Below are 6,232 nucleotides of genomic sequence, written 5' to 3'. Positions count from 1 at the left end.
CATTTTGAGTCCTCCTTGGGTATTAATTAAGGGTCCTTTTTGCTTCGAAGCTTTGGACACCTCGTATCATACCAAGGGGGCTTTTTTTGTTCAAACCTCAAATTTCTTCATTACAGGAATGCTCCTTCTATAGTAAAGCGAATCTTTCCCCTCCGTATACCCGTGACAATTTATTTCTTCTGGTTTATCTAACGAATCAATATATATTCTCCAAGCCTTGATTTTATTGTAAAGGTAACCAATGAGCTTTCCACACTCCATTTTCTTTAACCAATTGAAACACTTTAGATGAAATTTCACCATTATAAATATGCTCTATCCTCGCCTCATTGCCATTATTATAAATTTGCTCTAACCGAACCAGGTTATTTTCCAATTCCTCTAAAAACATTTTACGGGCAGCAGTATTTGACTTCGCTTCTTCTATAAACTTATCTTTAGGTGGAATAACATATTTTTCTTCGTCCTGAACATGGAGGTAATATAATGTTTCATAATCCTTAGCCTTAAATTCTGTATAATAATACAACCGCACAATATCTATTGGCTCAATACCGTTAAGAGCTTCATTTGATTTAGTTTTGGAAAATTGTTGGTAAACACTTAAAAGATGCTCAGATAATTCGAATATACTAGTTGTAGAAGGAGATATACCATTTTGAAATGATTTACTTAATTTCCCATGTTTGATTTCTTTACCATTAATATCAGTACCTATTACAATTTCACTTAATTCATCTGCTAATTTTTGGCTTCTTTCTTTATCCATAATTCCAGCCAATGGTTGATAAGTATAACTATCTACTATTTCAGGCAATTGAAAGTTTTCAAATTTATTCCAATCATTACGCTGTAATGTATCATTTAAAACAAGTATCTCGGCAATATTTCTTTTAGTTCCCTTTGTTATATACATGATTGTTATAACTTTATAACGGTCTGACTCTTTTTGTGGCAAATGTTTAATACCATCCAGAATAATTTTGGTTTCTAACTGAATAAAATCTTCTCTTAGAGAATGTGCTTCATCTAATACTTGTAACTCAATTACTGCACTACCTTCCTTTTCTTGTGTTGAAATTATTGTATAATCTGTCATTTTATCTATTTCCTTATACAATTCACTTTCACTTGTTGGGTTTGTTAATCCGATTAAACCAATACCGAAAACTAATAAAATAGTTACGATAGTCCATTTTATTGATTTCTTTTTAAATAAAGCTATCATGTTAATCCTTCTCTTCAGCTGAGACTTATTTCCCGAAAAGTTTGCAACACCTGGTGTCGACGGGGACCGTGAATAATTTTCGAGGAGCTTAATAATGGTGTAACCATAATGTGTTGATTCATTCGGATTGATAAATGAAAGTGCCAATGCATCGCAAGCCATTTCCTGGTCCTCACGCATGCGAAAACAGCCATACCACAGGATAGGGTTAAACCAGTGTAGGATTAATAAACTTGTCATGAGCCAATTAACAGGTATATCTTTGCGTTTAAAATGCGCCAATTCATGGAAAAAAATATAGGTTAATTCTTTATTTGTAAATGTATGAAGAGTGTCCTCAGGTAATAAAAGCCGCGGGTGTATGCTGCCATAAAGAGTAGGACTATTAATTACATTTGTCTTGATTAAAGAAATGTTTTTCCGAACGTGCATGGAATGTTTACATTGGTCAAATAACTGAAGAATTCTCCGGTCAGAAATTAAAGCTCCTGAATTCACTTTCCTTACGAAATTTCTATGGCTTACAAAAATATACATAAATAGGAATATTATACCTAAGACCCAAGCAAGCATAATGAATGAAATCCATGAGACCGTTTGATTTTCACTGGCGACCTCCTGATGTTTCGATTGCCCGAAATAAGATGTTTCAGTTACGTTTTCTAAATTATTAGTGGATAAAATAGGGTCCGTAACTTCGTAAGAAGAATTCTCACTAAATGTACTTTGTTGATCCCCTTCTATTAAGGGAGTCTCTAGATTAACTAAATTAAATACGCTGAATGAACTTTCAGGTGTCCACGGTAATATAAGTCTGATAATCACCAAAATCCATAACAAATAATGCCATCTGATATTAAGTTTATCTTTTAATAAAAACTTGGCCAGTAAGATCAATCCGACCATGACACTTGCCATCGCTGATGTGGTTAATACCCATTGAAAAATCTGGTTAAGGATGATTACCACCTGTTCCATTTCATCCTTCCTTTCCAATTACTTTAAGTTGTTTCTAGTTGGCTTTGTTTTACAGCTAATGCAGCTTTCATGCTTATTATCTTTGCCTTCATTCGTTGGGAATTTTCCGGTGATACAAAAAAATCATTTTCTTGACTTAATTGAAGCAATGAACTTAACGTCGCTTGAACGGCATCTTCTTCTTTTTCAAGCAGATAGGAAGCTACTTGGTAGCAGAAAAGCTCATATTTCCTAAGAACCGCAATTTTTAGTTGTAATTCCATGATTGCGACTTTATTTAGCCTTTTCATTAAGTATGCTTTTTAATTCCTCGATATCCTCAGGGGATAATTTTTCTTCCCGTAAGAAGTTCACTAAAAATGGTTTCATGGCCCCCCCATAAAGCCGTTTTAAAAATGACTGGGTTTCCGCTCTTAGACACTCTTCTTCAGCCACTAATGGATAATAAGAATAGAATTTTCCCTTTTGATTAACACCCAGAGCCTTTTTTTCTACTAACCTGTTGATCAGTGTTCTGATCGTTTTGGGTTTCCAATCGGTATTGCCCTCTAAGGCATCGATCACCTCGTTCGCCGTTAACGGTGATTTCGACCAGATTACTTTCATGACTTCCCATTCCGCATCAGAGATTCTTGGGATATCCACCATAACCGTTCCTCCCACAGATTACATTTGTGATACAGTTATAATATTACGTTTGTGATCTATAGTTGTCAATAAAATCGATAAATTTTTTTGTTGAAAAAATGAAAAAATGATTGGTAACATTCAGTGCTACGCATTTCAAGTGTATTATTCCACCTAAATTCCATTAGGTTATTGAATAGCGTCAAAAGGTAACTTCTTATTTTGACCTCCTGTTTAACGTTTTTGGGTAAAAAAATAACCCCTTTTAAAAAGTGGGGCCTGAATTTGATCTTACTGGGTTTATTATTTCCATCTGCTCCAGCTATGAAAATCTACTTCATTTTACTATAACGTATTTTCAACTCCCCTAAGCCATTCATTAAGTTTCGCTTGGCTTTTAGCCCTTTCTAGCGGATCGTTCGTTTGCCGGTGTTCTTGATATAGATCGAATAATTGCATTAACATTTTATGCTCATCGGGTGAACTTGAAGTGTCTTCTGCGGTGTAATAATGTTCAGCAATCTCAAGAAGCTTTTTGATATCCGCCTCCAACTTTGCTTTTTCCAATGGATCTTCGGAATCAACATACTCCATATAAGCTTCAAACAGTAACTTTTTAAATTCGAGGAAGTTCACTTCCAATAACCCCCTTTCATTAATACCATCATATCATGAATATTTTTTCATGAATCCTATCTTTAATAACAGATAAAGTCGACCTCCTTTAATGCATCAGTCCTATTCACAGTAACTTAAACAATCGTCAATATGGTAATTGCATCTTCACAACAAACACAAATTGCAGATGGTACTGTTGTCAATTTATTGTAATAATTAGCTCGTTGGCAAATCCTCTAAAAGCGCTAAAAAATATCTTTCCTTCATTAACTTCTATGTATTTTTGTTTACTGTTGCCGGATGTCAAATCCTCGCTTTCGATTGTTGCCTGCCGCAACTGTTCGCTCAATCCGGGCATTTCAAAGCCTTTGTCTTTCTCGATCACCTTCTGAATCAAATCAAGCTTATATGCATCACTTTCAGGTTTATAATCCTTTATAACAAGACTGCCAAGTAAAGACACGTCTCTCACGTATTCCGGATCCGGCTTGAGTTGGCTGTAGGTCAACACATCTTGGCGTTCTCGATTCCGGACAACATACGATGTCGAAATCTCAGACCCCTTAGAATTGGAAATATACTGTTGCTCCTTGAGCACTGTATATCCCTCATCCTCCAGATATCCTCTTATTGCATCAAAGCCCGTTTTCACCTGTCCTTCTATTGTCGGTATAACCGATTTGTACTTGTCGTAGATGCGCTCTGCCAGGACATACGCCTCTTCTCTCGTCGTTTGATCAAGTGGCGCTAGCAGGTCCTGTTCCTTACCTTTTAAAATATATGCCTGGTTGAAGAAACGGAGCGGTTCCACCGCATACCCAGACACCTGCCCGATATCAACATACGATTTTTGCCAGGTAGATATTGGCGACGCATTAAAACCTGCTGCTATAAGCGTCTTGTACAACATGACGGCGAGATCCTGCCTTGTGATCGGATCATCGGGGGCAAAAATGCCCTCATCTCGCCCTTGAACGATACCCAGCTTGTAAGCCTTTAATACGTCTTTCCTCGATGTATCAGTGAATGGGTTGACTGCTGCAGGCTCCGATTCGCGTCCTGTTAGCGCCTCATATAGCCGCACAGCAATCTTACTGAATTCGCTGCGAGTGATTGGTGAATCATAAGCCCGAAGTAAATCAGCTGGTACTAGCCGATTCTTCTCCGCTAGTTTTAAATCCTTGGAAGCCCATCTACTTGGGGTATTCCAACTAACATCACTTACGTAGAAAATGTCTTGTCCAGCAATGAGGAACCCGCCCTTTATAGGTAAAACCTGCGAAAATTTATCGGGCTTCTCCAGATCCAATTTTACTTGATCCCATTGTTCACCGTCTTGGGAATAGTAGAATATCAACCCCATTTTCGATTCACCTGTTGCTAAATACGCTCGCCCGTTATAGCCGATTGTCTCAAGGCTAACCACATCTTTATCTATAGTGTGCACCAACTCCCAATTACTGCCGTCCTCAGATGTCTCAATCTGATTTTGGTATGCTAACCAAAATTTACTCCCATCCCATATGTACCTTTGCCCGTTGCCACGGCTTCCATTAAAATCTTTACTGTCTGAGGTCTCACTCCTATCGTTGCCCTCCCAATGAATACCATCCTTGGAATACGCGGATTGATTTCCCCCCGCCAAATAGTGATGTCCGTTCCAGATTAAGTTTTCAATTGAACGTTCGCCGAACACCGTTTTTGCCATCCACTCTTTCGTTCCACTGAACCATGTCTTCAGATCATAACTGTAATAAAATGCATTCTCCCCCTTGACATAAAAGCCCCCGTTCTCTAACAAAGGCACATCTTGTGCAATCAGAATATATTTCGTGGAATCCCAAATGATGTCTTGTATTTCGTAATAATGGTCCTTCTCCGGACCCTCATAGACGATACGCGTACCTTTCCAGTTCACTCCATCCGTAGAGCTCACTACAAGATCCCCGGTTGCCATGACGAACTGCTTTCCGTCCCAGATGATCTTCCTCTTGCCAAAATAATTCTGCTTGTCCCAGTTATCAACCTGGATCTCGTTTACTGATCGCGTCCAATTAAGACCGTCCTCCGAGATATACTTGTCGCCTGTTTGACCGATGCACAGAAAGATCTCGCCATTAGTCACCAGCGTTGCAACATCGTATGGGATGATTCTATCTAATACTCTCTCCACCACAACATTCGGTTCCGCCCTTGCTTCTAAGGCATCAAGACCAAAACCGATGACCGTTAGCATAGTGGCCACGGTCACTATACGTAGCGTATTTCTAGCTAAGTTACATTGAAAGATCTGCAATATAAACTCGAACCGTCTGTCCATGTCCATCTCCCCAGTAATTAATTTCCACCAGTAGATATTCGACTTTTTTCTACAAATTCCCTCTTGTTTTCGATGAACATTATTAAGCACACATGGTAGGGTCTTGTCTTTAACGATAGTTGCAGAATTAATCGAAGTGGGGACATTAAGGCGCCCGAACCCTTTCATTTTTGAACCATGTAAATGTATAAAGATATTCCAGAATATTGTTAAGTTAGCTTGCACCACTTCCTTTAAAATAATTTAATCAGATCACTGCTTGGTAACGCAAAAATTAAGTACTTCATTTTTTGATAGCACGGGAAACCCAAATCTATAATGAAATTATCAAATGAAAAGGAGCCATTCCTGTAATGAAGTAATTTGCTCTTTGAAAAGAAAAAGCGCCTCCTGTATGCTGGGTCTCGGAATGGTTCGACATTCACTGCCCTAATTGAAGGAGGACGCTCAATATGAAGTAT

Annotated in this window: 5 protein-coding genes; all 5 read right to left on the bottom strand. The window is 38.2% G+C overall.

The genetic code is table 11. The features are described 5' to 3' along the window. Positions 1-223: 223 nt before the first annotated feature. Entirely contained in the window at positions 224-2,206 is a 1,983-nt protein-coding gene (locus ACFPXP_RS08715; protein WP_379893837.1) for a M56 family metallopeptidase, read from the bottom strand. A 23-nt stretch (positions 2,207-2,229) separates the two neighbouring features. Further along, the gene (locus ACFPXP_RS08710; protein ID WP_379893836.1) at positions 2,230-2,469 is read right to left on the bottom strand and encodes a hypothetical protein; all 240 of its coding nucleotides are present in this window, start codon (positions 2,467-2,469) and stop codon (positions 2,230-2,232) included. Between the two features lie 10 nt (positions 2,470-2,479). Beyond that, positions 2,480-2,854, bottom strand: a complete 375-nt coding sequence (locus ACFPXP_RS08705; RefSeq protein ID WP_379893835.1) for a BlaI/MecI/CopY family transcriptional regulator — start codon at positions 2,852-2,854, stop codon at positions 2,480-2,482. Positions 2,855-3,178: 324 nt separating this feature from the next. After that, positions 3,179-3,469 (bottom strand): hypothetical protein, encoded by a 291-nt coding sequence (locus ACFPXP_RS08700; protein WP_379893834.1) that lies wholly within the window; start codon positions 3,467-3,469, stop codon positions 3,179-3,181. Positions 3,470-3,650: 181 nt separating this feature from the next. Then, complete coding sequence (locus ACFPXP_RS08695; protein WP_379893833.1) at positions 3,651-5,771, bottom strand: S-layer homology domain-containing protein; 2,121 nt, start codon at positions 5,769-5,771, stop codon at positions 3,651-3,653. Between the last annotated feature and the right edge of the window lie 461 nt (positions 5,772-6,232).

It is taken from the genome of Marinicrinis lubricantis (assembly GCF_042658665.1).
Taxonomy (GTDB): domain Bacteria; phylum Bacillota; class Bacilli; order Paenibacillales; family KCTC-33676; genus Marinicrinis; species Marinicrinis lubricantis.
The sequence above is the reverse complement of the archived record's forward strand: the minus strand, read 5'-3'. Positions and strand labels throughout refer to the sequence as shown.